General features: G+C 69.6%; 16 protein-coding genes. 15 read left to right on the forward strand and 1 reads right to left on the reverse strand.

Features of this window, described 5'->3' with window-relative positions; genetic code table 11:
* The first annotated feature begins 4 nt into the window (after window positions 1-4).
* The 10 genes from darG (at window position 5) to D7X96_RS08810 (ending at window position 18709) form a co-directional block, all read left to right on the forward strand.
* Window positions 5-1048 (forward strand): type II toxin-antitoxin system antitoxin DNA ADP-ribosyl glycohydrolase DarG, encoded by a 1044-nt coding sequence (gene darG / locus D7X96_RS08765; protein WP_121769468.1) that lies wholly within the window; start codon window positions 5-7, stop codon window positions 1046-1048.
* A complete protein-coding gene (locus D7X96_RS08770) occupies window positions 1045-4671 on the forward strand; it encodes a DUF6079 family protein (protein ID WP_121769469.1) in 3627 nt (1208 codons plus the stop codon). Before darG ends, D7X96_RS08770 begins: the two co-directional genes overlap by 4 nt.
* Entirely contained in the window at window positions 4668-7250 is a 2583-nt protein-coding gene (gene pglZ / locus D7X96_RS08775; RefSeq protein WP_147468263.1) for a BREX-2 system phosphatase PglZ, read from the forward strand. Before D7X96_RS08770 ends, pglZ begins: the two co-directional genes overlap by 4 nt.
* Window positions 7250-8620, forward strand: coding sequence for a BREX system ATP-binding protein BrxD (gene brxD, locus D7X96_RS08780; protein ID WP_121769471.1), 1371 nt, complete (start codon window positions 7250-7252; stop codon window positions 8618-8620). Before pglZ ends, brxD begins: the two co-directional genes overlap by 1 nt.
* A gap of 2 nt (window positions 8621-8622) precedes the next feature.
* On the forward strand, window positions 8623-11376 hold the full coding sequence (locus D7X96_RS08785; RefSeq protein ID WP_121769472.1) for a DEAD/DEAH box helicase: 2754 nt from the start codon (window positions 8623-8625) through the stop codon (window positions 11374-11376).
* A gap of 150 nt (window positions 11377-11526) precedes the next feature.
* A complete protein-coding gene (locus tag D7X96_RS41745; RefSeq protein ID WP_121769473.1) occupies window positions 11527-11799 on the forward strand; it encodes a helix-turn-helix domain-containing protein in 273 nt (90 codons plus the stop codon).
* A gap of 102 nt (window positions 11800-11901) precedes the next feature.
* Window positions 11902-13659, forward strand: a complete 1758-nt coding sequence (locus D7X96_RS08795) for a toxin-antitoxin system YwqK family antitoxin (RefSeq protein WP_121769474.1) — start codon at window positions 11902-11904, stop codon at window positions 13657-13659.
* 500 nt (window positions 13660-14159) lie between these two features.
* Window positions 14160-15107, forward strand: coding sequence for an efflux RND transporter periplasmic adaptor subunit (locus D7X96_RS08800; RefSeq protein WP_121769475.1), 948 nt, complete (start codon window positions 14160-14162; stop codon window positions 15105-15107).
* Entirely contained in the window at window positions 15100-17307 is a 2208-nt protein-coding gene (locus tag D7X96_RS08805; RefSeq protein WP_121769476.1) for a peptidase domain-containing ABC transporter, read from the forward strand. Before D7X96_RS08800 ends, D7X96_RS08805 begins: the two co-directional genes overlap by 8 nt.
* A 4-nt stretch (window positions 17308-17311) precedes the next feature.
* Entirely contained in the window at window positions 17312-18709 is a 1398-nt protein-coding gene (locus tag D7X96_RS08810; RefSeq protein ID WP_121769477.1) for an MBL fold metallo-hydrolase, read from the forward strand.
* A gap of 220 nt (window positions 18710-18929) precedes the next feature.
* On the opposite strand, the gene D7X96_RS08815 is transcribed toward D7X96_RS08810, so the two are convergent.
* Window positions 18930-19823: an efflux RND transporter periplasmic adaptor subunit gene (locus D7X96_RS08815; RefSeq protein WP_121769483.1), complete on the reverse strand. Its 894-nt coding sequence runs from the start codon at window positions 19821-19823 to the stop codon at window positions 18930-18932.
* A 200-nt stretch (window positions 19824-20023) separates the two neighbouring features.
* Here D7X96_RS08815 and D7X96_RS08820 point away from each other — a divergent pair, with 200 nt between their 5' ends.
* The 5 genes from D7X96_RS08820 (at window position 20024) to D7X96_RS08835 (ending at window position 26612) form a co-directional block, all read left to right on the forward strand.
* On the forward strand, window positions 20024-21289 hold the full coding sequence (locus D7X96_RS08820) for a lanthionine synthetase C family protein (protein WP_158626564.1): 1266 nt from the start codon (window positions 20024-20026) through the stop codon (window positions 21287-21289).
* Between the two features lie 3 nt (window positions 21290-21292).
* The gene (locus D7X96_RS08825) at window positions 21293-22201 is read left to right on the forward strand and encodes an MsnO8 family LLM class oxidoreductase (RefSeq protein ID WP_121769479.1); all 909 of its coding nucleotides are present in this window, start codon (window positions 21293-21295) and stop codon (window positions 22199-22201) included.
* 114 nt (window positions 22202-22315) lie between these two features.
* Window positions 22316-22492, forward strand: coding sequence for a hypothetical protein (locus D7X96_RS39930; RefSeq protein WP_158616304.1), 177 nt, complete (start codon window positions 22316-22318; stop codon window positions 22490-22492).
* Window positions 22493-22623: 131 nt separating this feature from the next.
* Window positions 22624-25878 carry a lantibiotic dehydratase gene (locus tag D7X96_RS08830; protein WP_244219502.1) on the forward strand — a complete coding sequence of 1085 codons (3255 nt, stop codon included), beginning with the start codon at window positions 22624-22626 and terminating at the stop codon, window positions 25876-25878.
* A 191-nt stretch (window positions 25879-26069) separates the two neighbouring features.
* Window positions 26070-26612 (forward strand): DUF2378 family protein, encoded by a 543-nt coding sequence (locus D7X96_RS08835; protein WP_120551916.1) that lies wholly within the window; start codon window positions 26070-26072, stop codon window positions 26610-26612.
* Window positions 26613-26777: the final 165 nt, after the last annotated feature.

Here is a 26777-nt window from a genome sequence, read left to right on the forward strand (position 1 = left end):
GACGATGGATTTCACCAAGGGCAACATTCTACGGGCGGACACCGACGCCATCGTCAACACCGTGAACTGCGTCGGCTACATGGGGCGCGGCATCGCCGCGCAGTTCAAGCGGGCGTACCCCGAGAACTTCAAGGCCTACGAGTCGGCCTGCAGGCGCAAGGAGGTGGTGCCCGGCAAGATGTTCATCTTCGAGACCGGCCAGCTCACCCATCCGCGCTTCATCGTAAACTTCCCGACGAAGCGTCATTGGCGCGGCAAGAGCCGGATCGAGGACATCGAGTCCGGCCTCGTCGACCTCGTCGGGGAAGTGAAGCGGCGCGGCATCCAGTCGATCGCCATTCCGCCGCTCGGCTGCGGGCTCGGAGGCCTGGATTGGAAGGACGTGCGTCCGCTCATCGAGCGGGCCTTCGCGGCGCTGCCGGACGTTCGCGCGCTCGTGTTCGAGCCGAACGACGAAGGCCCCTCCGACAAGATGGCCACGACGCGCGAAGTTCCGAAGATGACGCCCGGGCGCGCAGTGCTCGTCGGCCTGTTCGAGAAGTACCTCGCGGCCCTGATGGACCCGGCCATCTCGCTGCTCGAGGTCCACAAGCTGATGTACTTCGCGCAGGAAGCGGGTGAGCCGCTGCGCCTCAAGTACGTGAAGGCGCTGTACGGTCCGTATGCCGAGAACCTGAGGCACGTCCTCTCGGCCATCGAGGGCTACATGATCTCGGGATACGGCGACGGCGGTGACACGCCAGAGAAGCCGCTCGAACTCGTGCCGGGCGCCGACGACGATGCGCGATCGTTCCTCAAGGACCACCCCGCGACGCTCGCGCGCTTCGATCGCGTCTCGAAGCTCGTCGAAGGCTTCGAGACGTCGTTCGGAATGGAGCTGCTCGCCACGGTCCACTGGGTGATGGCGCATGAAGGGGTGCACGACAGGGGCGTCGTCGACGCCATCCACGCGTGGAACCCGCGCAAGCGGATGTTCACGGACGAGCAGATCCTCCTCGCGGTGAAGCGGCTCGGTGACGAGGGCTGGCTCACGGGAGCGAAGTCATGACCACCATCACCGATGCCTTCGAGCTTCCGCGTCCAGAGGACATCCGGGCGATGGGGTTCGTCGTCAAACTGCGCGAGCTGGACCCCAACTCCGAGGAGGTCGAGCAACTCGCGCGCGACTACGTCGTCACGCCCGCCGTCGAGAAGGAGCTGCCCCGCATTCTCGACGACATGAAGCAGGTGTTCGACCGCGGCGAGGAGTACGGCCGCTTCATCCACGGCAGCTTCGGCAGCGGCAAGTCGCACTTCATGACGATGCTCTCGCTGCTCGTCGAGGGAGCGCCGCCCGCGTGGAAGAAATTCCGCCCGCTGCTCAACGCCCATCGCGACGCGAAGGCCAGCAAGGGCGGTGAGGCTAGCGACCACGAGGCGTGGCTCACGAAGGCGGGCCTGCTCGTCGTGCGCATCCACATGCTCTCGGTGCGCGGCAAGAGCACCGGCTTCGACCGCGCCGTCTACGAGGGCCTCAACGCGGCACTCAAGCGGCGCGGCAAGGCGCCCTTCGAGTTCCTCAACGTCGACGCCATCTTCGAAGAGGTCCGCCGCGAGGCGAAGGAGTACGGCGAGGTCGTCTGGAAGCGCCTCGAGACCGAGGGCATCGTCGGCGGTCGTGACGACTTCGAGGCGCTTGCCGCAGGCTCGATCCAGGCCAAGGAGCGCTTCGCGCGCGCGTGGCTCAAGTACAAGGGCCGCGACGCCTCCGACGCCGGCATCGACCCGCGCTGGAGCGAGGGCCTGAAGCGCATGGCCGAGCACGCCAAGGCCCAGGGATTCGGGGGCATCGTGCTGATGATCGACGAGTTCCTCCTCTGGCTCGCCGAGAAGAGCGGTCAGGAGTTCGTCGCCGAGATAAACAACCTCAACGTCATCGTCGACCACAACACGGGGCAGCGGCCGGCGCCCGTCTTCGTCTTCGTCGCCCGCCAGCGAAACCTGCAGGAGTTCTTCCCGGACCTCGTCGACGAGTCGAAGATCCACGAGCACCTGGACCACCACGCCAAGCGCTTCGAGCTCACGAAGCTGCAGGACGTTGAGCTGCGCCACATCGTGCGCGGCCGCGTGCTCCGGCCGAAGAAGCCTGACGAGGTGAAGGCCGCGGTGAGCTCGCTGTCGGAGAAGCACAGCAAGGTGCTGCCGGCGCTTCTGGCGGGCAGCGACCTCGACTACCTGCGTGACGTCTATCCCTTCCACCCGGCGCTCATCGAGATGCTGGTGGACGTCACGTCGCTCATGCAGCGCGAGCGCTCGGCGCTGCGCCTTCTCTACGAGTTGCTCGTCGTTCACTATCCGAAACTGCCGCTCGGGGAGTTCCTGCCGGTGGGCTCGGCCTTCTCCGCCATCTTCCCGGAGTCGGGCGTCGAGGCGAGCAAGAAGGTGGAGCTGATGCAGGACATCCACCACCAGTACTACTCGCGGCTCGCGCCGGCGATGGCGAAGATGGCCGAAGAGGGCGGCGCCGAGTTCAACGACGAGCGCCGCCGCGCGCTCGACCAGCTTGTGAAAACGGTACTGCTCGCCGAGGTGTCGCCGCGCCTGAAGCAGGGTGGGCTCACCATCGAGCGGCTCGTGCAGCTCAACGCTGTCGACGTCGAGGGCGAGACCTTCCGGGGGCAGGTGCGCGTGGCCGAGACGGACCTGCTCGCGCTCTCGCAGCGTGTGCCCGACCTCCAGGTGGCCGGGCAAGGCAAGACCGCGCTCGTCCGCTACGTGCTCGGGCGCGTCAGCCTCGGGGAGATCCTCGGGCGCGCGCGCTCCAAGGTCGACAACCCCGCCCAGCGTTTCAAGGTGTTCTGGCTCGCGTTGCGCGAGGCGCTCGGCGTCGCCGGGACCAAGGGCTTCGAGGACGGCGGACCCAACGAGGGCGACTGGGATCTCCCGTGGCGACGCACCCGGCGGCGTGGCCGCATCAAGCTAGGGAACGTGCGCGAGATGTCGTACGACGACTTCGCGCCGCCGGACGGGGCGTTCAAGATCCTCATCGACTATCCGTGGGACGAGCCCGGGCACACGGTCGATGAAGACCGTCTGCGCGCGACCAACGTCCGCAAGAAGCAGGGCCTCCTGCACACGGTCTGCTGGCTGCCGCGTCACATGAGCCCGACCGAACTCGGCGTGCTGACCGAACTCGCGGCGGTGCGTTACCTGCTCTCGGATGCCGGGCAGGAAGACCTGCTCGAGACGCTCGGGCCGCAGGACAAGAGCAAGGTGCTCGACCAGGCGGGCATCCGGCAGAAGACGCTCGAGGGCCAGCTCGAGGACCTGCTCAAAGAGGTGTACGTCCGGCATGGTGAGTTCTTCGCCCTGATCTCGGACGTGGACTCCAGCCGCCCGCGCGAGACGCTTGCCGAAAACCTCGAGCACATCGCAGCGCTGCTCATGGACCGCCGCTACCCACAGCACCCGACGTTCCTCGCCGAGCCGAAGAAGCAGGACCTTGAGTCGTTGCTCGGCTGGATGGTTGATGCCGGCGAAGGCAGCGTCTCGGTCGCGTACGACGAGAACGTCGGAAAGGTCCTCAAGAACCTCGGCCAGCCGCTCGAGCTGGTGAACCTCGGGCAGACCAAGGCGTCGCTACGGCTCGACTCCCGTTACATCAAGGACGTCCTCCAGCGCGCCGACCAGGACTCGGTGTCGTGGGCGCCAATCGCCGATCACCTGCGCGAGACGTACGGGTTCCAGCCGCTGCTCGTCGATCTCTTCCTCTGCTTCCTCTGCCAACGCGACCACCGCGCGCTCGAGGACATCAGCGGCGAGCCCGCCGACGTCCGCATCGGCATGTCGCAAACAACGCGCATCCGGCTCCAGCGTGGCAAGCTCGTGAGCGCCGCAGACTGGCACCGGCTGCGTGATCTCGGCAGTCAGCTCCTTGAGGTCCCGCGTCCCGCCGCGCATCGCTCGCTGCAGGGCCAGGACCGCTTCACGACCGAGCTGCGCACCAGGGGGCAGGCCAGGCGCACCGTCTTGCAGGCACTACACACGCGCCTCGTGCATCTCGGCGTGGAGGGCGGTGACCGGCTCAGAGAACTGTCAACCGCGAACTCGCGCCTGGGTCCGCTCGCGCAGACCACGACTGACAGCCACAAGGTGCTGAGCGAGTTGCTCGCCTCGTGGCCCGATGATGCGTCGGACGCGCTTCGCACCATCGTGCATGAAGCCGAGACGCTTCGTGACGCCCTCGCCGAGTTGAACGAGCACGCGCGAGGGAACCTCAAGGCGGGCGTGAGCCATCCCATCATCGGCAGCGAGGTGCGCGGACACCTGGGCGCGCTCGACAGCCGCCTCGCGGCCGCGCAGGCCGAGCAGCCGCTCACGAAAGACTGGGTCGCGACCTGGAACAAGAAGGCTCAGGAGCTGATCAAGCGGCTCATCGAGCAGCCTCGGGCACCGCAGCCTCCGGCCATCGGTGATGGCGCGCAGCCGTCCAACATCGGTGGTGGTGCCAGGCCCTCGTTCACCGGCGGTGGCCCTGAAGTCACGCCGCGCACGGTGCTGCTCAAGAAGCGCGTGAACCCGGCTGACGCCGACGCCATCGAAGACTTCCTGATCGAGGTGCGCAAGGCGCTGACTGAGCAGGGGGTGAAGCCGATAAGCGTAGCCCTTGTCCGCACGGAGGAACTTGAGTGAGCGCTGCCCAGCTCCTTCTCCGTCGTCTCCTCGAGCAATCTGGCGGTGCCAGCGAGACGGGCTACCTGCTCGTGATCGACGGCGAGGGCCTCGAGAACCTGCCGGACCAGATGGCGACGCCGAAGGGCTCCTACGGCGTGCATCGGATCTCGACCGAGCTCGGTCTCCGGCACCTGCTGTGGAAGGCGAAAGGAGCACCTCTCATCGCCGTGATGCCCGAGGACGTGGCGAGGCGCATCCAGAACGCCCCGGACTTGCTGCGGCGCGCGCGTAACCAGCGCGTCCACGCTCTCTCGGTGAACGACGTGCTGGAGGTCGTCCTCGGCGTGCGCGTTGTCGGCGCCGACGCGCCCTACATGCAACAGCTCGCGCTCGAGAACGTCGACCGACTGGGCTTCGCGATGAGCCACCGCACGCTGCCAACGGTGGTCGACCGCCGGCTGCTTACGGAGCTGCTCGTCGACGTGAGCGTGGGCGAGCAGGTGCGGACGCGCAGCCCCGCACAGCTTCTGGCCGCCTGGGTGCAGGAGCCGCCACGCTGGTCGTCGAACATCAGCCAGCTCGTGCGAGACGCGATGCCCTCGCTTCACGGCGACGAGGGGCGCTTTCTCTCATGGGCGCTCGCCGAGCCGGAGAATCGCCTGCGTGAGCTCGTTGTCCACGGCGCGGTCCTCACGGTCGAAGCCGCCGAGCTGCCAAAGCCCGCGTGGGGCCCACTGTGGAAGGCCGCCACCGAGCCACCGCTCGAGATGGACCGGCGCATCCTCCGGCGCACCGTCGCGCGACTCGCGGAGGAGACGCTGGCACTCCTGGGTGACGCGGCGGGTGACCTCCTCGGCGGCGCTGACCGCGTCGGGCGCGAGAGCCTCACGCCCACGCAGCTCCAGACCAGTCGTGTGCTTCCGCTTGCATTCTCTGACCGCTGCCACGAACTCGCGCAGCAGGCGGCCAACGGGAAGGCGATCAGCGCCGCCGACATCACGTGGCTGTCAAACCACCGCGCGGCGCGTATGCATCGCGGCGACCTCGCGGTGCTTGAGTCGATGGCGCGTATCTCGCGCTACCTCGACCAGCCCTTCAGCCCCAAGCTCGACCTGCTCGTGCAGGTGCGCGACTACCAGCGGGGGGGGGCGTTCGTCGACCTGGCGATGATGCAGCTTCGCCGCGCGCTCGCGAGCAGCGTCCACTACCACGCCGAGGCCAACAAGCTGCTCGCCGCGTGCCGTGAGCGGCGCGACCGCGAGAACCGCCACTTCGCCGAGACGCTCTCCGGCGGCTACGAGGCCGCGCTCCACCGCGAGGGGCTCACGCCGCTGCACCGGCTCTGGAGGCGCACCGTCGCGCCCGTGTGGCAGCAGGAGCCCGACGCGCGCATCTTCCTCGTCGTGCTCGACGGCTGCAGCTACCCGGTTTTCCTCGAACTGCTCTACGCGCTCGCGCAGGACAGCTCATTCCCAATCGGTATCAAGCCCGACGCAAGCGGGCTGGTCGCGGGCCTGCCAGCGCTCTCGCCGCTCCCGACCATCACGAGCCACGCGCGCGGCGCCATCTTCCTCGGCGAACTGCCGAACGACCCGCTCGTCGCCGAGACCGTGTTCCGGGACCAGGACGAGGCAAAGACCGACAAGGCGCGCTTCAACCAGAACGCCGCGCTCGACAGCCGCAAGCGGCGTCTCTTCCTCAAGGGGGACCTGACCGACGGGGGCCAGGAGCTGCTTTCCGCGCTCGACGACGAGTCGCTCTCGGTGGTCAGCGTCGTGTTCAACGCGGTCGACGACCAGATCGGTTCGTCGAATACGGGCGCGACGGTGAAGATCTCGCCGGAGGACATCACCGCCTTCAAGCCCGCCCTGCACGTGGCGCTCAAGGCGAAGCGGCGCGTGCTGCTCACGGCCGACCACGGCCACAGCCCCTTCGTTGACAAGTCGCGCCGTTCCGGCAATGGCAAGACGCCAAGGTACACCGCGCTCGGCAAGCACGAGCCGGTGCCCGAGGGCTTCATCGAGATCGACATCGCCGGGCTCGGCGGTCCGCCCGAGCGGCGCGCCTTCGCCTGGCGCTCGGGCGCGTATCTTGGCGGGTCGCAGGTCGGATTCCACGGTGGCTGCGGGCTTGAAGAGGTGGTCATCCCGCTTGCATGGCTTGAGCGCGATGGCCTTCACGCCGACGAGCCCGCGTGGTGGTACGGGCGCGGTGCGCTCGCCGAGGTCACCACCGAGGTGAAGCCGGTACAGCCGCCGATCGTGACGCCGCTGCCATCGGACGAAATCCCCGCGAAGCCGAAGGCGCAGCTCTCGCTGTTCAACCCGGCCGACAAGGCGGACTCGCTGCCCATCCCGAAGGAACTGCTCGCGAAGCTCAGCCTCGACGAGAAGAGCATTCTCGTGCTCCTGCGCGAGACCGGCTCTGCACGGGCGAGCGAGCTGGCCGAGCGTCTCAAGAAGAACCCGGGCCGCCTCAACGGACTCATGCGATCGCTGCGCCGGACCCTCCACGAGGGGGGCCACGTTCTCTTCAGCGATGAAGTCCTGCCGAGTGGGGAGACCATGTACCGCTACCAGCCGAAGGAGGGCCGCTGATGGCCGTCTTTCCTGAATCAGCAGCCATCGTGAACGCGCTCCGCAGCGGTCTCGTGCCGAACGTGGGGCTCGAACACTTCGCAACCGGCCTCGACGCGCTCGTCGGGGCGGTCAACGAGGACCTCGACTTCGTCGCTGGCGGCAAGGGCCTGTCGAAATGGATTCGCGGCGAGTACGGCACTGGCAAGACCTTCGCCGCGCGCTACCTGTGCGCGAAGGCCCGCGTGCGGAAGTTCGCCTCTTCCGAGGTGCAGATCTCGATCAACGACACGCCGCTCCATCACCTGGAGACGGTGTACCGGCGCCTCATCGAGAAGCTCGAGACAGCAGCCGACGGGCCCAACGCGTTCCAAGCCATCGTTGAGGGGTGGCTCTATCAGGTCGGCGACGAGGTCACGCGCCTGCGTGGCATCCGTGAGGACGACCCAGGCTTCGCCGACGCGACCGAGCAGCGGCTCGAGGACAAGCTCGCCGACCTCTCGAAGCGCAACCCCGCTTTCGCGCAGGTGCTCCGCGCTTACCACCGAGCGACGCACGAGGGCGACTTCGCCACCGCACAGGGCCTGCTCGCATGGCTCGCAGGGCAGCCGCACACGGATCGCTCCGTGCTTGCGGCGGCGGGCGTGAAGGGCAAGGTCGATGGCCAGGCGTCGCTCACGTTCCTGGCCGGGCTGCTCCAGTTGCTCCGGCAGTCGGGTTACGCCGGCCTCGTCGTCGTCCTCGACGAGGTCGAGACCGTGCAGCGCATGAACGCGCAGACGCGCGAGAAGTCACTCAACGCGCTCCGGCAGCTCATGGACCTGCTCGCGAAGGAAGAGCTGCCCGGGCTGTACCTGGTGGTCACCGGCACACGCGACTTCTTCGAGGGCTACAAGGGATTGAAGGCGCTCGCGCCGCTGTACCAGCGCGTGCAAGTGAACTTCTCTGAGGACACGCGCTTCGACAACTTGAAGGCCCCGCAGGTGCGGCTCACGCCGTTTACAGGCGACCGCCTGCTCACGGTAGGCACTCGCATCCGCAACTTGTACCCCGCGAAGAACCCAACGCGCCTCGCCGAGCGCGTCAGCGACGCGTTCCTCCTGGGGCTCGTGACGCAGGTCACTTCGGGCTTCGGAGGCAAGGTGGCGCTGGCGCCGCGCATGTTCCTCCGCGAGCTGATTGACGTGATGGACCGCGTCGACATCCACGAGGCCTACGAGCCGCGCGAGCACTACAAGCTCGAACTCGACGACGGAAAGCTCACCGCCGAGGAACTCGCCGCCAAGCACGGGCGTCCGGTCGAAGAGCCAACCGAGGAGCCCGAAGGGCCGCCTTCCAACGACAGCGAGGAACCGCCCCCGGCTCCAAAGAGGAAACGGCTGGACGGGTAGCCATGGCCGGACTCGAGCGCCTTCATCCGCACCTGCAGCACGCAATCATCCACGACCTGGACTGGCGCTCGCTTCGCCCTGTCCAGGAACTGACGATCGACGCAATCCTCGACGGCTGCAATGCGGTGGTGCTCGCTCCGACGGCCGGAGGAAAGACCGAGGCGTCAATCTTCCCAGTGCTCTCGCGGATTCTCACAGAGAACCTGAAGCCCGTCTGCGCGCTCTACGTGTGCCCCATCCGCGCGCTCCTCAACAACCAGGAGGAGCGGCTCTCGTCGTACGCGCGCATGGTGGGCTTGGATGTCTTCAAGTGGCACGGCGATGTCTCGGACTCGAAGAAGAAGAAGTTCCGCGAGACTCCCGCGCACATCCTGATGACCACCCCCGAATCGCTCGAGGTCATGATGATCTCCGAGCGCACGGACGCGAAGGCGCTCTTCTCGGGGCTCTCGGCGGTCATCATCGACGAGGTGCATGCGTTCGCCGCCGACGATCGCGGCGCGCACCTTGCGAGCCTGCTCGAACGCCTCGTCGCGATGACAGGCCGCGACATCCAGCGCATCGGCCTCTCGGCCACCGTCGGCAACCCGTATGTCATCGGCGAGTGGCTCCAGGGATCGAGCAAGCGGCCATTCCGCCTCGTCGACCCGCCGAAGGCGAAGGCGCAGCGTGACCTGCGCCTCGACCTGTGCGTTGACATCAGCGAGGCCGCGAAAGCCATCGGGCAGGTCGCGCGCGGCAAGAAGAGCCTCGTCTTCGTCGAGAGCCGCAGCAGGGCCGAGAAGGTCGCGCACGCTCTCGCTGGCACAGGAGTCGAGGTCTTCATCCACCACAGCTCGGTGAGCCGCGCCGACCGCACCCTCGCTGAGGAGCAGTTCGCCAAGGGGCAGAACACGGCCATCGTCTGCACCTCTACGATGGAGCTGGGCATCGATGTCGGCGACCTCGATCAGGTCATCCAGGTCGACGCGCCGGCCTCGGTCGCTTCGTTCCTCCAGCGCCTCGGCCGCACCGGCCGCCGCGCGAACACGCGCGCCAACTGCACGTTCTTCTGCCTGAGCTCTGAGTCACTGCTCCAGTCGGTGGCGCTGCTGCGTCTCGCCGAGGCGGGATGGGTGGAGGACGTCACGCCCGCCGCTCACGCGATGCACGTGCTCGCGCACCAGGTGATGGCGCTCATCCTCCAGGAGGGAGGCATCTCGAGGCACACGCTGATGCCGTGGGTCGAGGCCGCGTACCCGTTCTCATCGGTGCGCCCCGAGCGCGTCCAAGAACTGGTCGACACGATGCTCGAGCGCGAGATTCTCTACGAGGCCGACGGGCTCCTGTCGCTCGGCCAGCGCGGCGAGAAGCTCTACGGCCGCAAGAACTTCTTCGAGCTCTACGCCGTCTTCACCGCGCCGCCGGTCATGCGCGTGCAGCACGGCAAGGAAGACGTCGGCTACATCCAGGCGCTTTTCGTCTCGATGCATGACGCCAGCGCGGGCCCGCTCTGTTTCCGTCTCTCCGGGCGCGCGTGGGAGGTCGGGCAGATCGACTACGGCAAGGGCGTGCTCCACGTGCGCCCCGCCGACTACGGCCGCGTGCCGAGCTGGCTCGGACTGCCGGGTGTGCTCTCGAACGCGCTCTGCCAGGGAATGCTCGACGTGCTGCTTCACGAGAAGCAGGAGGGCGCGTGGCTCAGCAAGGCCGCCGCCGCCGAGCTGGCTGTCGTGCGTGACAGCTACGACGGCCTCCTCGAGGAAGGCACGGCACCGCTCGAAGACCACCCCGACGGCGTCCAGTGGCACACCTTCGCGGGCGGTGCGGTGAACCGGCTCCTCGCGGCGGGCCTCGAGCAGAAGTCCGGGAAGAAGTGGGTGGCGGGGAACCTCTCGCTGCGTTGCAAGGACATCGCTTTCTCGGCTGCGGACGACGCGATCCGCTCGCTCGCCGACTTGAACTGGGAGCGCGTCGCTGCCGGCGCTGCCCGCGAGATGGCGCGCGGAATGCTCAGTAAATTCCAACCATGCCTTCCTGAAGAGGCTGAAGACCGGCTTCTGTCCGAGCGCCTCCTAGATCAAGCGGGTACCCTGCGATTCCTCGCCAACGTGAGGGTCAACGGCTCCCGCGTGGCCGCGCGACCGACCGGCATGCGCCTTGCCGACGTCGAGGTCACCGGCCCGCTGCCCCTTGAGCTTACCTTGCGCGGCCTCCCGGGCGTTGCCGCAGCGCCGAAGAACGACGTCCAGTGGGTGGACACGCTGGCAGCACTGCGCGCTGTCAGCGAGGAACTTCGCGCCGCCGAGGTGGTCGGCCTCGACGTCGAGACTGCGCTCGACTTCGGCACGCTCTACCTTTTGCAAATAGCCACGCGCACGAGAACCTTCCTCATCGACCCACTGGCTGTCGGCGACCTCCAGCCCATCGTCGACGTGCTGAGCGGCCCCACCCCCCTGAAGGTCATCCATAACGCCCGTTTCGAACGCCGCGTGCTCGCAGCCCTCGGAATCGCCCTCGACGGCGTCTTCGACACGCTGGCGGCCTCTCGGCGCGCACGCGGCACCGACGCCCTCGGCGGCCACAGCCTCGCGATGGTCTGCGAGCGCGAGCTTGGCATCGTCCTCGACAAGTCCTCACAGACTTCCAACTGGAGCCGCCGCCCGCTCGAAGCCGACCAGTTAAGCTACGCCGCTCTCGACGCCGAGATTCTCCTCGCGCTGTACGATCGGTTCAAAGACGCGGGTGTCGCACCCGGCGCGGGGGGAGGTAACTGATTGCGCTGAGGACCAAGCCCTTCCAAAGCCGATGCCGCCATCGACACCGCTGGCGCCCGACGCTGCTGCGCTGGGCCCGCTGGTGACGCCGATCGAATGGCTACAGCTCATGTCGCAGAGGCCTTCGAGAGCTTGTCGTCGTTGAGGTGAATGATTGCCGCGAATGTGCGGGCGACGCGGCTGAAGCGTGGGATGCCCCTGGAGGGGTTGGCAGCGGCTGCGATTATCACCACTGCCTACCTTCAGCGTGTGGAGTACGGGCGAGTGAACATCAGCGTCGTGACGCTTGTGACCCTGGCCAGGGCTCTGGAGACCCGACTCGACACCCTCGTTGAATCGGCTCGCCTGGAGGGGGGAGACCAAGCCGTCCCCGGCGCCGGGCAGACTGAGCGGAGCACCAGGGGCGAAACTGCGGCGCCGTAGCCCCCCTGCTACATGTGCTTGCGCCACAGTCCCGGTGGCCAAGAATGAGGCCAGTGGCGGGGCGGGTTGGCCTCGCAGCAACGCCTGCCGCGGAACCCTCCCATGCTCCACTGCCCAAGCTGCCTGTCTAATCATCACACCGGGTTCGACCGGTGCGTCACCTGCGAAGAGACGCTCGCCGACTGGCTGAACTTCGACTTTTCGTCCGCCGTACTTCCGAACCAACGCCGGGTGCGCGCGGTGGCGGCGTCGGGCGGCGCGGTCCCGCTCGCCCGCTACGATGGGGAGAACAAGGACGGCAAGAAAGAGGGGCTCTGGACCTACTGGTACGAGAACGGAAAGAGGCACTCCACCGGGACCTTTCGGGACGACAAGAAGGAGGGGCTCTGGACCTTCTGGTCCTCACACGGAGCGCTGGAGTCCGAGGGAACGTTCAAGGACGGCAAGAAGGAGGGGCTCTGGACCTCCTGGTACGAGAACGGGAAGGTGCAGTCGAAGGGAACGTACTCGGACGGCGCCCGTGAGGGCCTCTGGGCCCTCTGGAGCGAGGAGGGAAAACTGCAGCAAAAGGGAATCTACGAGAGCGGCCTCAGAGAGGAGTTCTGGCACCACTCGTTTCCGGACAAAACGAGCGCAGAGGGGACGTACAAGGGCGGCCTTCGGGACGGGCTCTGGACCTTCCAGTCCGCGCTTGGAAGGACTGAGAAAACGGGGACCTACAACGGCGGTCTTCGCCACGGACTCTGGACCTTGCGATTTCCCGACGGGACCGTCTCAAGGGGCACGTATGAGGCGGGCGTGCGAACGGGTCTCTGGACCGACGAGGAGGCGGGCGAGGATTACGTCCTGATGTCCAAGGGGATCTTCAAGGACGGCGTTCGCCTAGTGCTTTGGAGCGACGACGCGGCGCCGCACGGAAGCCGGGAGTACGACGCCCCCAACCGCGGTCGAGCGAAGCTACCGACCTACATGCGTGAGTCCGGCGACCCGCTCGAGCGAACGTATTGGGCCGGCGTTCGAGAAGGACGCTGGAGCTACAAGCTTGAGTTCCCAATGGGACACTGGGGCTGGGACATTGATTCCGGCCACAAGGAGTCCGAGGGGATTTTCGAGGACGGCGTTCGGGAAGGGCCCTGGACCTACTGGTTCGACGCGAGCGACTACGGGGGTGGGGAAGAATTCATCGACTTCGGTGGCGTGTACAGAGACGGCGTTCGGGACGGGCCCTGGCTCCTCGGGAATCGGACCGAAGAGCACGAGGAGGGGACGTGCGTGGGCGGCGTTCGGGAGGGCCTGTGGACCCACTGGTACTGCAAAGGGAAGAAGCAGATGGAGGGGACGTACGCGGACGGTGTGCGCGAGGGGCGGTGGATCTCTTGGTTCTCCAACGGCAACAAGCAGGAGGAGGGGACCTACAAGGATGGAAAGAGAGAGGGCCCCTTCAACCTCGGCGATGAGTCCGGAGGCGGGCAGTTCGGGATGTACGAGGCCGGCCTTCAGGAGGGGAACTGGGTCTCCTGGCACGAGAACGGGAAGAAGCGGGAGGAGGGCCTGTACAGGCAGGGCAGGAGGGAAGGGCTGTGGACCTCCTGGGGCAACGGCGGGAAGAAGGAGTCCGAAGGGACGTACAGTGCCGGCAGGAAGGACGGGCCTTGGACCTACTGGCGCGCCCCCGATAACACTTTTGATCTGCCGTTCCTGAGCGGGGACTTTGGACGGTCGTTCCCGGTTGATGCGAAGCGGTTCGAGGGCGCGTACAGGGACGGCAAGAAGGAGGGGCTCTGGACCTTCTGGTTCGCGGACGGAACAAAGCGCCAACGGAAGTTCGAGGACGACGAGGAGGTTGCGCTCCCGGACTGACGGATGCGGCGCCGCGCTCTGTCCCCAATTTGAACCGCGCCTTCACGCCAGTGTAGGAAGCAGGCATCTGCAAGGAAGCGTTGGCGAGTCAGCGGTTCTCCAACCCCATTGGTGGCGAGTGGGTGGCGCCCTCCACCGGTTACTACACGCCCAACCGGAACCTGACGGACGCAAACGACATGAAGCTCGCCAGCTTTGAATTAGGGTTCGGTGCAGCGACCAGCTGAGGCAGCTACAACGGCCTTCGACAAGACTCGACTCAATGCGCGTTGGGCCATCGGAAGCGCCTGATTTTATTAGCGGGACGGAGCCCGGTTGCATCTGATGTGACGCGACTTGCCGGCTTCGAATCCCGCCCTGGGCACTCCGACAGAAGCCTCTGAGTCCAAGCGACTCGGGGGCTTTTGCCGTTTCTGGCCCAGGCTTCCTCGTGACGCGCACTGCCCGCTGCTTTGTGGCGGCGGAGCGTGCCGGTATCGTCCGCGGCGGATGAAGCAGCCATGAGTGATTCACCTCGCACCGTCTTCCGGCAGGAAGCCCTGGAGCACCATGCCCGCCCCGAGGCCCGGGGAGGGCTGCTGCGCCTGATGCCCGGGTGGATCCACGCGACGTGGTGGGTTCTCGTGGGGCTGGTGGTGGTGGGCGCCGTGGGCCTGTCCCTCGTTGAAATCAACGACTACGCACGCGGCCCGGTCCTGGTGCGCGTCAAGGGACTGGAGGAGGTCACCTCCACGGAGGGTGGCCGCGTCAGCCGGGTGCTGGTGCGACGCGGTGAGCGCGTCCACGCGGGCCAGCCGCTGGTGGAGCTGTACGCGGGCGGCGAGGTGGCTGATCGGGAGCGGGTGGATCAAGAGTTCCGCTCACAGCTCGCCGCGTGGCTCCTGGAGCCGGCCAACCCGGGGACTCGGCAGGCGCTGGCGGGCCTTCGCGCCCAACTGGAGTTGAGCGAGGCTCGCATGTCCGAGCGCGTGCTGAAGGCCCCTTGCGACGGCCGCGTCGGCGAGGTGCGCGTGCGTGAGCAGCAGTTCCTCCAGCCGGGCGAGGTGGTGGCCTCGCTGGTGCGCGACGGCGCGGAGACGTGGGCGGTGGCGCTCCTGCCCGGCCAGTACCGCCCGCTCCTGCACCCGGGCCAGCCGCTGCGGCTGGAGCTCACCGGCTTCCCCTATTCCTATCAGATGCTGGAGGTCGCCTCCGTCAGCGATGACCTGGTGGGTCCAGCCGAGGTGCGGCGCCTGCTGGGCCCCGGCCTCAAGGACGCCCTCACCGTGACGGACGGCCCGCTGGTGCTGGTGGAGGCGAAGCTGCCCTCCGAGACCTTCCAGACGGGCGACGACACCTACGCCTACTTCACCGGCATGCCCGGCCAGGCCTGGGTGAAGGTCCGCGCTCGCAATGGCTGGGTGACCCTGCTGCCGGTGCTGGAGCTGCTCGGGAAACGCCGTGGCTGATCCTTCGTTCTTCGAGCGCTTCCCCGCGCTGGGCCGCCTGGGCGAGCGGCTGGGCCGCCGGCGCATTCCCTACGTGGCGCAGCTGGCGTCGGCGGACTGCGGCGCGGCGTGCCTGGCCATGGTGCTGGGCTACTGGGGCCGGCACGTGGGGCTGGATGAAGTGCACGCCGCCACGGGGCTGACCACCCGGGGCATCAGCGCGCGCACGCTGCTGGAGACGGGCCGCCGCTTCGGGCTCGTGGGCCGCGCGGTGCACGTGGACATGGAGCAGCTCCACCTGCTGACGCCCGGCGCGGTGCTGCACTGGGAGTTCCGCCACTTCGTCGTCTTCGAGCGGCTGGCTCGCCAGGGCGTGGACGTGGTGGACCCGAACTTCGGCCGGCGCCGCGTGCCGCTGGAGCAGTTCCGCAAGGCCTTCACCGGCGTGGCGCTGCTCTTCGAGCCCTCGGAGACCTTCGAGACGTCCGCGCCCCGCCAGGGGTCGCATCGCTACCTGCACCTGCTCTTGCAGGAGCGTCCCGCGCTGCTGCGGGTGGCGGTGATGTCGCTGCTCCTGCAGCTCTTCGCCCTCGCCTTGCCCTCGCTCACGGGCGCGGTGGTGGACCGGGTAGTGCCCAGCGGGGACACGCCGCTGCTGGCCACGCTGGCCGCGGGCATGGCGGCGCTGGTGGGCTTCCAGTTCCTGTCCTCGTTCGTCCGCGCGCACCTGCTGCTGCAGCTGCGCACGCACCTGGACGCTCGGCTGACGCTCGGCTTCCTGGACCACCTGGTCCACCTGCCGTTCTCCTTCTTCCAACTGCGCTCGGCGGGCGACCTGATGAACCGCCTGAACAGCAATGCCACCGTGCGGGAGATGCTGACGTCGGGCGCACTCTCCACGCTGTTGGACGGCAGCATGGTGGTGCTCTACCTGGGCCTGCTGCTGGCCGGCAGTCCCCGGATGGGCGCGCTGGTGTGCGGCCTGGCGCTGCTCCAGGTGCTGGTGTTCGTCTTCGCCAGCCGCCGCCAGCGGGAGCTGATGGCGAAGAACCTGGAGATCACCGCGTCCGCGCAGAACTACCAGGTGGAGATGTTCTCCGGCATCCAGACGCTCAAGGCGCTGGGTCTGGAGGACAAGGCCGTGCAGCACTGGTCCAGCGTCTACGTGGACGTGCTCAACGTGTCGCTGGAGCGCGGACGGCTGGAGGCGCTCACCGAGTCCATCACCAGCACGCTGCGCATGGCGTCCCCGCTGGTGGTGCTGGGCACCGGGGCCCTGCTCGTCATGGAAGGCCAGCTGTCGATGGGGGAGATGCTGGCGATGAACGCCCTGGCGGCGGGCTTCCTGCTGCCCATCTCCAACCTGGTGACGACGGCCTTCCAGCTCCAGCTGGTGCGCAGCTACCTGGCCCGCGTGGACGACGTGCTGCAGGCCCCCACCGAGCAGCCGCCCGGGACGCGCCACCGCGCCCACACGCTCCAGGGCCGCATCCAGGTGGAGAACGTGTCGTTCCGCTACGGGACGAACTCGCCGCCGGTGGTGCGGGACGTGTCCGTCACCATCGAGCCGGGCCAGTTCGTGGCCATCGTCGGCGCGTCCGGGGCCGGCAAGTCCAGCCTCGCGCACCTGCTGCTGGGGCTGTACCTGCCCTCGTCCGGCTCCATCCGCTTCGACGGCGTGCCGCTGGCGGAGATGGACCTGAAGGAGGTGCGCCGGCAGATGGGCGTGGTGCTGCAGAACCCGTCGCTGTTCCGCGGGGACATCCGCCGCAACATCGCCTACGCGGATCCGCTGCTGCCGCTGGAGACCGTGCAGGCGGCGGCGAAGCGCGCCCAGGTGCACGACGACATCGCCGCCATGCCCATGGGCTACGAGACGGTGTTGAGCGAGATGGGCTCGTCGCTGTCCGGGGGCCAGCGGCAGCGCATGGCGCTGGCGCGCGCCCTGGTGGGCAACCCCGCCATCCTCCTGCTGGACGAGGCCACCAACGCGCTGGACGCGAAGACGGAGCGCGCGGTGCAGGACGCCATCGCGGAGCTGCGCTGCACCCGCGTGGTGATTGCCCACCGGCTGAGCACTGTGCGCGAGGCGGACCTCATCCTGGTGATGAACGGGGGCCAGCTGGTGGAGCGTGGCACGCACGCGGAGTTGATGGAGCGCCGGGGCGAGTACTTCGAGCTGGTCTCCGCCCAGGAGGGCCCCCGGAAGGCGGTGGGCTGAGCGCATGCGCTTCGCTCCGGACGTCGTCGTGGACCTCACTCCGCTGTCCGACGTGGGGGAGCTGCCCTTCTCGGAGATCCTCTACGGGCTGCTGCGGCGGGGCTTCGAGCCCGGCGCCTCGCGGCGCCTGCTGGAGGACGCCAACGCGCGGCTGCGGCGGCCCCTGCTGCGGCCCGGGGCCGTGGAGGACGGCGGACCACTGGTGGACGACGGGGTGCTGTTCCCGGCGCCCGGCCCCTGGGGGTGGGTGCTCCAGCAGGGCGGGTCTCGCTGGAGCACGCGGCTGGAGCCGGAGGCCGTGCCCGTCGTCGCGGACTTCCTGCGTGCCGTCGCGCGCGCGGACACCCTGGACGAGGTGCGCGCGGCCTGGCCCTTCGACGCGGAGGACTTCGAGGCCGCGCTCTTTCGCGCTGGCCCTCCCGAGGCGCCCTGGCCGGAGCCGTCCGGACCGGGCCTCTACCGCCGCGAGCACGCCAGCCTGCTCGTGTGCTCGCGGACGACGTCGGTGCTGGTGGACCCCATTCCGCTCCAGCGCCGGCTGCCGCACATGGGCTCGGTGCCGGGCAACCTGGCCCCGGAGGCTTTGGGCGCGGTGGCCATCACCCACGGCCACACGGACCACTGGCATGTGCCGTCGCTGCTGGACCATCTGCCGCGGCGGGACACCCCCGTGCTCGTGCCCCGCGTGCCCCGCGTCAACCTGCTCACCCCGCAGGACTTCTCCCTCGTGCTGGGCGCATGCGGGCAGGCCGTCCAGGCTCTGGCCTGGGGCGAGTCCCTGCGCGTGGGCGACGTGCGGGTGGACGTGTTGCCCTTCCACGGCGAGCAGCCCGCGCCGGACGGGCCGCCGCTCCCGGAGGGCCTGCGCAGCTGGGGCAACTGCTACCGCTTCGACACCGGGGACTTCTCGTGCCTGGTGCTGGTGGACTCCGGGGATGATCCGGCGGGCCGCATGGCGGAGGTGGTGGCGCGCTCGCGCGAGGCGCACGGGCCGGTGGACGTGGTTCTGGCGTGCCAGCGGGAGTTCCTCGCTCCGTTCTTCGGGGGCCTGAGCCACTACTGGGCCGCGCTGCCCTGGGCGCGGCTGCGCGGGCTCCACGAGGACCACCAGGCCGGGCGACTGCGCAGCTCCACGGCCGGCCCCGAGGGCGTGGCGGAGCTGTGCGCGCTCGCCGGCGCGCGCTACTTCCTGCCCTACGCCAACGGCTTCGCGGGCGTGGGCCGCCCCATCACCGATGTGGGGTGGGGTGATGGCGAGCCCTCCGAGGCGGTCTGCAACGCGCGGGTGCGCGAGCACCTGGCGCGGCGCGGGGCAGCCACCGAGGTGGTGGACTGGAAGCCCGGCGACGTGGCGCGCTTCGAGCGGGGCCGACTGGTTCTGGAGCGCGGGCCCGAGCGCTGAAGGCCCGGCGCATCAGCGCTGGGGGCCGCGCGTCCGCACATCGGCGGCAAGTTGCTGGAGCGCGGGCCCGGGGCGCTTCAGCGTTGGGTGCCGCGCGTCCGCGTCTCGGCGGCAAGTTGCTGGAGCGCGGGCTGGAGCGCTGAAGGCCCGGCGCATCAGCGCTGGGTGCCAAGCGTCCGCGTCTCGGCGGCAAGTTGCTGGAGCGCGGGCCCGAGGCGCTTCAGCGTTGGGTGCCGCGCGTCCGCGTCTCGGCGGGAGGTTGGAGGAACACCTCCGCCAGCAGGCCGCTGGAGAGCCGGGCGCGCAGCGCGTCCGGGACGGTGAGCACGGCCTCCGCCTTCTGGTGCCGCGAGGCCGGATCCACCTCCGGGGCGACGCGCTCCACCGTGCCCACCAGCTCCGCGTCCACCGCGGCCAGGCGCACCCGCACGGGCAAGCCAGGGCGCACGGAGGGGGCGAGCGTCTCCGGGACGGCGAAGCGCAGCCGCAGGTCGTCGCTCACCACCCGCAGGAGCGGCGTGGCGCGGCCCACGCGCATGCCCGGCGTGAGGTACTGCTCCGTGATGATGCCGGTGAAGGGGGCGCGGATGCGCGCCTGGGCCACGTCGCGCTCGGCCTGGGCCAGCCGCGTCCGCGCCTCCGACAGGCGGGCCTGGGCCAACGTGCGGTCGGCCTCCGCCAGCGCCACGGTGCTCTCCGCCGCTTCCAGGGCTTCGGCTGCCGAGTACGCGCGGATGCGCTGCTCACGCTGCAACTTCTGCTTCGCCTGGGTGAGCAGGAGGGACGCCCGCTCGTGCTCGGCCTCCGCGGCCCGGGCGTTGGCCTGGCGCGCGCTCAGCTCCAGCTTCAGCGGCTCCGGATCCAGCGTGGCCAGCACCTGGCCCGCCTCCACCCGGTCTCCCAGGCGCGCCTTCACCTCACTCAGCCGTCCCTCCACCTCGGAGACGACGTCCAGCACCTGGCTGGCCACCACGACGCCCAGGAGCGGCCGGGGCGCCGTCAGCACCCGCGCCGGCTCCTGCGCCTCTCCGGGAGGCGTCGCCAGCGCGCCGCCCGGCCCCAGGAGCATCACACCCGTGGTGACCCATGCCCATGCCCTGAGACTCCCCGTCACGTGCTTCTCCACCCTGCGGTCCTGAAGGTGCGCCGTCCTCGCGGACTGTAGCCCGCGGCCCCGCCCGGCACACCTTCCCCGGGGGCGCGCGGTGCACGGAGGGCCCGTTGTACGGGCCCGGGAGGCCGGGAAGAATGCGCGGCTTTCGCGCGGCCCCGCCGCGAGCGCAGGCCCGGGGTCTCCACCGAGGAGCGACATCCTTGAGCAACACCTGGAAGCCCGTGCTCTCCGGCCCCACGCGGGCCCGCGCCCTGGAGGCGGCCGAGGCCATCGTCCAGGACATGGCTGGCGCGCCGCTCGTGCGCAGACCGCCGGACCTCGCGAAGGGACACGCGGGGCTGGCCCTCTTCTTCGAGGCCGCGGGCCGGGCGCTGGACACCGACCATCTCGACCGCGTGGGAGAGCACCTGCGGCGCTCCGCGGAAGGCTTCCTTCGCGCCGGGCAGACCAAGGTCGGTCTCCACGGAGGCCTGGCCGGGTTGGGCTGGGTGGCCGCCCATCTGTCGGCGCGCCACCCCGACCTGGACGTGGAGGAGGTGTGCGGACCGGTGGACGAGGCGATTGCCCGGGAACTGGAGCTGCGCCCGTGGCCCCACCCCTGCGACCTGCGCGCCGGGCTGGGGGGAATGGGGCTGTACGCGCTCACGCGCTTGCACCACCCGTCCACGCCCGGACTGCTGGAGCGCATGGTGACCGTCCTGGAGGAGACCGCCGAGCCCACCGCGCAGGGCCTCCGCTGGCCCCTGCCTCCCAACTCCGTGCGCCTCTATGGCGACCCCCAGGCGTTCCCCCGGGGCGTGTACACGCTGGGCGTGGCGCACGGCATGCCGGGCGGGCTGGCCCTCCTGGGCGCGCTCCATGCGCACGGCATCGCGCGGGAGCGGGTAGGGGCGCTGCTCGAGGGCGGCTTCGCGTGGATGGCGAGCCTCGTGGGCTCCGGCGAGCACCCGGGCTTCCCCCACTACCTGCACGGCGACACGCCCGTCGTGGACGCGCGCTTCAGCTGGTGCGTGGGCACACCCGGCATCACCGCCGTGCTGTGGTGGGCGGCGCGGGCGTGGGGACACGCGGGCTGGCAGGACCGCGCGCTCGCGTGGGCGGAAGCCGTGGCGCGAGAGGGGCTGGAGCGGCCGCCCTTCGTGCCCAGGCGCAGCGCGAACCTGTGCTGCGGCACGGCCGGCACGGCCCTGCTGTTCCTGCGCCTCTTCCACGCGACGGGGCGCCCCATCTTCGAGGAGGCCGCGGTGCGCTGGTTCGAGCACACCCTGTCGCTGCGCCAGCCCGGGCAGGGCCCCGGGGGCTACTGCTTCGAGCAGAAGCCGGATCGGCCCGACGACAACCTCCAGTTCGGCGCCGCGGGCATCGCGCTCGCGCTGCTGGCGGGGGCCACCGGCCACGAGCCGGACTGGGACGAGTGCCTCCTCATGTCCCTCCGGCCGCGACCGCTCGCGAAGACGGAGGCCTGAGGCATGCGGCTGGGCATCCTCGACTTCTGTTCCCTCCGCGCGGGCTCCACGCCCCGTGACGCCCTCTACGAATCGGTGGAGCTGGCCCAGCACGCGGAGGCCCTGGGCTTCTCGCGGTACTGGCTGGCCGAGCACCATGAGCCCAGCGCCGCCCACCACGCGCCGGACATGCTGGCGCCGCTCATCGCCGGCAGCACGGAGCGCATTCGCGTGGGCGTCGCGGGCATCCTGCTGAAGCTGCACAGCCCCATGCGGGTGGCGAAGGCGTTCCGATTGATGGAGACGTTCTTCCCGGGGCGCATCGACCTGGGCGTGGGCGCGGGAGGCGCCGAGCCGTCCGTCATGGAGGCCATGCGCTGCGACACGCGTTCCCTCGCGGAGGTCAGCGAGGAGTACCCGCGGCGCGTGGTGCAATTGCTGGAGTTGCTCCGGGGCGACTCTCCACTCGGCGGCTTCCACCCGCCGGGCGCGCCTCCCGTCTGGCTCCTGGGCGCGGCGCGGCCCGTGACGGCGCGCCTGGCGGCCCTGCACGGCACCTGCTACGGCCATTCGCTGGCGCACCTGTCCAGCCGGGATGACCCCAGCGTCCTGGACATCTACCGCTCCGAGTTCTGTCCCCGGCCCGAGCAGCCCCGGCCCGAGGCCATCGTCGCGGTGACAGGCCTGTGCGCGCCGACGGAGGCGGAGGCGCGGCGGCGGGCGGGGGCTTCCGGCATCAAGCCCGGCGACATCGCCCCAGTCATCGGAGACCCGCGGCAGTGCCGCGAGCAGCTCGAGGCCCTCGCTCATCGCTACGGCACCCAGGAGCTCGTCTTCCTGGATCAGGCCCCGGATGCCGCCACGCGCTGGGAGTGCTACGAACTTCTCTCCGAGAGCCTTTCGCTCAACGCGAGCCCGGCTGAAGCAGATTGAGCGCACGGCTTGTTTTCAAACCGTGCGGCGCCCCTTTATCGTCGGCCTCCCACGGAGGAAGGGCCACCGGTGCACTCCAGGGCCCACCGTGGTTTCACCTCACCCGGAGGCGTCATGACCAACCCCAAGAAGCAGGACTCCAAGTCGCTGAAGCTGAAGCTGTCGCTGAAGAAGGAGACGCTGCGTGAGCTGAACGACTCGCAGGTGGACGCGCTCGACCAGGTCGTGGGCGGTACCATCGTGTGGCTGTCGAACAACTGCTGCGACTACACGCACGAACAGGCCAACTGAGTCCTGCTCGGCCGCGATGACACCGTGATGTCATCGCACGCGGTCGTGCCCGGGGCCGGAGGGGTGGCACGCGCCATCCTTCCGGCCTTTTGTGCGTCCGCTGCTCCTGATGCTCCAGGGCCTCCCCTCGGGTGACGCTCACTCCCCAGCCGCCCATGTCCACGAACAACTCGCGCCCGCCCTCGAAGTCCGCCACCCACGCCGCCTCCGGCTTCTTCGCCCTGCGCACCCCGCTGCTTCCCTTCGACACGCTGGTCGACTGGGGCCGGGACCTGGGCGCGTGGCGGCTGCCGGAGGGCCAGCGCGCGGACGCACTCGCCGGAGAGCGCGCGCGGCTGCGTGAGCGCCTGCGCGCGTGGGTGGAGGAGCCGGTGGTGCGGGAGGCCCTCTTCCTCGCCTCGCCCGGCCTCGAGGAGAGCATCCCCGTCTGGCTGGAGTCCCCGGATTCGGAGTGGGGCCAGAAGGTGGAGCGCGGCCTGGTGCGCTACCTGTCGCGGATGTCCGGGCGCGCGACGCCCTTCGGCCTCTTCGCGGCGCACTCCGTGGGCAGCCTGCGTGACAGGGCGCGGCTGCGCGTGCCGGAGCGCTCCGCCGTCCGCAAGCACACGCGCCTGGACATGGACTACGTCTGCGCGCTGGTGGAGCACGTGCGGCGCGAGCCCGAGGTGATGCGCGCGCTGCGCTACGTGCCCAACACCAGCCTGTACCGCACGCCCACGGAGCTGCGTTACCTGGAGATGCGGCAGCGCGGACGCGAGCGCAGCTACGGGCTGGTGGCCGTGGAGCCCACGCCCTACCTGGACGCCACGCTGGAGCAGGCCCGGGCGGGCGCGACGCTGGAGGCGCTGGCCCAGGCGCTGGTGGCGCAGGACTCGGAGATTCCGCTGGAGGACGCGCGCCAGTACACCGTGGAGCTGGTGGAGGCGCAGCTCCTGGTGCCCACGTGGGCACCGAACCTGACGGGGCCGGAGCCCGTGCCCTTCCTCCTGGCGGGCGCCGAGGGCATCCCCGCGCTCGCGCCGGTGCGGGAGCGGCTGTCCGCCGTCCAGTCGCTTCTGGCCGACCTGGATGCCGCCCCGCCGGGCGCGTCCCCGGCGTCGTACCGGCACGTGGCGCGCACCCTGGAGGCGCTGCCGGTTCCGGTGGAACTCCCGCGCCTGTTCCAGGTGGACTCGGTGCGTCCGGCCGCGGACCTCTCGCTCCCGCCGCGAGTGGCCTCCGAGCTGCTGCGCGCCGCGGAGGTCCTGCGCCGCATCACCCCGGAGCGGAGCGAGCAGGATCCGCTGGCGCGCTTCCGGGAACGGTTCGCGGCGCGCTACGAGGGACGCTCGGTGCCGCTGCTGGAGGCCCTGGACGAGGAGCGGGGCATCGGCTTCGTGGCCGACGTCCGGCCCGGTGGAGGCACGGGCCCGCTCGTGAAGGGCCTGGGCTTCCGCTCGCCTCGCGGCGCGGACCCGGCCGGCCTGGACCCCCGGGCGCGGCACCTGCTGCGCCGGATCCAGGAGGTGACGGAGGCGCACGCCCTGGAGCTGGTGCTGACGGACGAGGACCTGCGCGCCATGGAGGCGGAGACGCCCCGGCGGCTGCCGGATGCCTTTGGCATTGCGAGCACCCTCATCGCCGACTCCGCCGAGGCGGTGGACCGCGGAGACTTCCGCATCCTCTTCGAGAACATCCACGTGGCGGGGGCCGTGTACATGGGCCGCTTCTGCCATGGAGACCCGGAGCTGGAGGCGCGGGTGCGCGAGCACCTGCGGGCCGAGGAGGCCCTGCGCCCGGATGCCGTCTTCGCGGAGATCGTCCACCTGCCCCAGGGCCGCATGGGCAACGTCATCAGTCGGCCCGCGCTGCGGCGCCATGACCTCGTCTTCCTGGGACAGTCCGGCGTGCCCGAGGCGGACCGCATCGACGTCGCGGACCTGCGCCTGTCGCTGGAGGGCAACCGGCTGGTGCTGCGCTCGGAGCGGCTGGGGCGGGAGGTGGTTCCCCGGCTGACGAACGCGCACAACTACGTCGGCTACGGACTGAGCCTCTACCGCTTCCTCTGCATGATGCAGAGCGAGGGCGGCGAGCGGGGCATGCGCTTCCTCTGGGGGCCGCTGGACGCCGCGTCCTTCCTGCCGCGCGTGCGGTACGGGCGGACGGTGCTGGCGCTGGCCTGCTGGAACCTGAACTCCACGCAGCTCCAGGCCTGGGGGAAGCTGCGAGGCGCCGCGCGGTTCGATGCGGTGCAGCGCTACCGCCAGGAGGCGAGGCTGCCGCGCTGGGTGTGCCTGCGCGACGGGGACAACCAGCTCCCGGTCGACCTGGACAACGTCCTGTCCGTGGAGACGCTGGTCCACACCATCAAGGAGCGTCCGCTCGCGGTGTTGGAGGAGCTGTACCCCGGGCCGGAAGGGCTGTGCGTGGAGGGCGGTGATGGGCGCTACGTGCACGAGGTGGTGGTGCCCTTCGTGCGCGAGCCGTCCGCGGTGGAGCCGCCGCCCGCGCCGCCTTCCGCCCCGCCGGCGCAGGTGACGCGGCGGTTTCCTCCGGGCTCCGAGTGGCTGTACCTCAAGCTCTACACGGGCACGGCGACGGCGGACCGGCTGCTGCGGGGCGGGCTGGGCGACACCGTGCGGCAGGTGCTGGACTCGGGCGCGGTGGACCGCTGGTTCTTCATCCGCTACGGCGACCCGGACTTCCACCTGCGGTTACGCTTCCACGGCGATCCCGCGCGACTAGAGTCCCAGGTGTGGCCGGTGCTGCGCTCTGCGTGCGCGGACCTGCTGGACGACGGCACGGGCTGGAAGCTGCAGTGGGACACCTACGAGCGCGAGGTGGAGCGCTACGGCGGGCCGGTGGGCGTCGTGCTGTCGGAGGCGTTCTTCTCCGTGGACAGCGACGCGACGTTGGAGCTGCTGCGCACGTGCGAGGGCGATGCGGGCGCGGACCTGCGCTGGCGGCTGGTGCTGAAGGGGCTGGACCTGCTGCTCACGGACCTGGGGCTGCCGCTGGCCGCGAAGGCCCGGGTGGCCGAGCGGGCACGGGCTGGCTTCGCGTCCGAGTTCAAGTCCGGCAAGGTGCTGGAGACGCAGCTGAGCGCGCGCTTCCGCGCCGAGCGCCCGAAGCTGGAGGCGCTACTGGACGCGACGCCCGCCACCGAGGGCCCGTGGCAGGAAGGGCTCTCGGTGCTCCAGCGACGCAGCCAGCGGCTCGTCCCCGTGGGCCGCGAGTTCCAGGCCGCCGAGCGCGAAGGCCGGCTCACCCTTCCCGTGGAAGCGCTGGCCACGAGCCTGATGCACATGCACGTCAACCGCGTGCTGCCGGACGACGCGCGGGCCCACGAGCTCGTCCTGTACGACTTCCTCTCGCGGCTGTACCGCTCGCGCCTGGCCCGGGACTGAGACACGCGCATTGAATCATAGAAGTCGTGCAATACATGGATTGTGAAAGCGCGCGGCTGTCCATGAGACATCGGTGGGACGTCTCAGACCCAGGTCGTAGCCCCCGGGGGCTTCGGTTTCACAGTGAGGATGGGTTACGCTTCGGTGCGACACGGCGGAATGGGACCGCCGGGTCTGGGCCGGGGTGTTTCGTGGAAGAAGAGATCGTCTATCGCCACACGGTGGAGGGGGTGTTCCGCTCCATTGGTGACCGGCTCACTCCGGAGCTTCGGACCAAGCTGAAGGACGTGGGCCTGGACCTGGACGCACAGTCCCCTCACCACACCCCCCGGAAGACCTTCGCGGAGGCCCTGCGCGTCACCGCGGAGCACCTGTATCCGCAGCTGGACGTGAGCGAGGGCTTCAGGCGCCTGGGCCTCGGCATCATCCAGGGGATGGAGCAGACCGTGCTCGGCAAGTCGCTCGTGTCCATGTGGCCCATCTTCGGCCCCGAGCGCGTCGTGGTGCGCATCCAGGAGAGCTTCTCCACCGTGAACAACTACATGCGGTCGGAGCTGCTCACCCAGGGCCCCGGGCACCACATCATCCGCGTCAACGAGTGCAACGGGAACCCGGGCTACCTGCGCGGGCTCATCGAAGCGGGGCTCGCCAAGGCCGGCGCGCGCAACCTCCGCGTGGAGCCCTTCGACTTCGACGGCCACGCGTGCTCCTACCGCATCCGCTGGGGCATCTGAGGCGAAAGGCCGGGCAAAACAAGAACATCCACGCAAATGCGCTGTCCGGGAAAGACAGACGAATTTGCTTGAGGTTGCGTGGCGTCTGGCGGACGTCCGTGTGTTCGTGATGACATTGCTGTGAGCTGCCGTTAGGGCTGCGCGCAATCACATCCGACCCCCGGA

The sequence above is a fragment of the Corallococcus interemptor genome, from assembly GCF_003668875.1.
GTDB lineage: Bacteria > Myxococcota > Myxococcia > Myxococcales > Myxococcaceae > Corallococcus > Corallococcus interemptor.

Excerpts from the sequence above, each read along its gene's own strand:
- darG (WP_121769468.1), top strand. The coding sequence starts at position 5 with ATGGATTTCACCAAGGGCAACATTCTACGGGCGGACACCGACGCCATC.
- D7X96_RS08770 (WP_121769469.1), top strand. The coding sequence starts at position 1,045 with ATGACCACCATCACCGATGCCTTCGAGCTTCCGCGTCCAGAGGACATC.
- brxD (WP_121769471.1), top strand. The coding sequence starts at position 7,250 with ATGGCCGTCTTTCCTGAATCAGCAGCCATCGTGAACGCGCTCCGCAGC.
- D7X96_RS08785 (WP_121769472.1), top strand. The coding sequence starts at position 8,623 with ATGGCCGGACTCGAGCGCCTTCATCCGCACCTGCAGCACGCAATCATC.
- D7X96_RS41745 (WP_121769473.1), top strand. The coding sequence starts at position 11,527 with ATGATTGCCGCGAATGTGCGGGCGACGCGGCTGAAGCGTGGGATGCCC.
- D7X96_RS08795 (WP_121769474.1), top strand. The coding sequence starts at position 11,902 with ATGCTCCACTGCCCAAGCTGCCTGTCTAATCATCACACCGGGTTCGAC.
- D7X96_RS08800 (WP_121769475.1), top strand. The coding sequence starts at position 14,160 with ATGAGTGATTCACCTCGCACCGTCTTCCGGCAGGAAGCCCTGGAGCAC.
- D7X96_RS08810 (WP_121769477.1), top strand. The coding sequence starts at position 17,312 with ATGCGCTTCGCTCCGGACGTCGTCGTGGACCTCACTCCGCTGTCCGAC.
- D7X96_RS08825 (WP_121769479.1), top strand. The coding sequence starts at position 21,293 with ATGCGGCTGGGCATCCTCGACTTCTGTTCCCTCCGCGCGGGCTCCACG.
- D7X96_RS39930 (WP_158616304.1), top strand. The coding sequence starts at position 22,316 with ATGACCAACCCCAAGAAGCAGGACTCCAAGTCGCTGAAGCTGAAGCTG.